Origin of the sequence: Corallococcus aberystwythensis (assembly GCF_003612165.1) — a bacterium.
In the GTDB taxonomy this organism is placed as follows: domain Bacteria; phylum Myxococcota; class Myxococcia; order Myxococcales; family Myxococcaceae; genus Corallococcus; species Corallococcus aberystwythensis.
This window is the reverse complement of the sequence record NZ_RAWK01000582.1, coordinates 1-434: the sequence shown is the minus strand read 5'-3', so window position 1 is coordinate 434 and position 434 is coordinate 1. Positions and strand designations below refer to the sequence as shown.

At 54.6% G+C, this 434-nt stretch carries 1 protein-coding gene; it reads right to left on the bottom strand.

The window, feature by feature from the left end; translation table 11 throughout:
- The coding region (locus D7W81_RS41565; RefSeq protein WP_279637949.1) for a hypothetical protein at positions 1 to 323 on the bottom strand (323 nt) is incomplete at its 3' end.
- Positions 324 to 434 lie beyond the last annotated feature (111 nt).

The following is a 434-nucleotide window of genomic DNA, read 5'->3' as shown; positions in this document are numbered from 1 at the left end:
GAGAAGCAGTACATAATCACCGCCGCCCATAGCGCCGGAGATTTGGTTTTCATGCTTTGGGTTTTCGAGGATTTGGCCGCCAGTCGCCGTTCCAGCCAGACGCCAACCAACGGCAATCGTTTGATTTTGTCGCCGTCTTCGCCGGAGAGCAGCCCCAGATAGCGCCGCTCGGTTTGCCAGTGTTGTTGCAGCGATGTCACCAGGTCGGTGGTCAGTGTGGATTTACCGGTGCTATCACACCCGACCACCGCAATCAGACCCGGAATGTAGTTGGGCTGCGGCGCGGTTGTACTATTAACAGTTTGAGTTTGTAGTGCATCCATTCGTTAAATCATCCCCTATCCATTTTGGTGATCAGGAAAGCGCGGCGTGAATTGCGCGTAGTGACGCTTGCAGAATTTCATCGGCGGGGTGTCGCCCATCCAGTTCAAGGA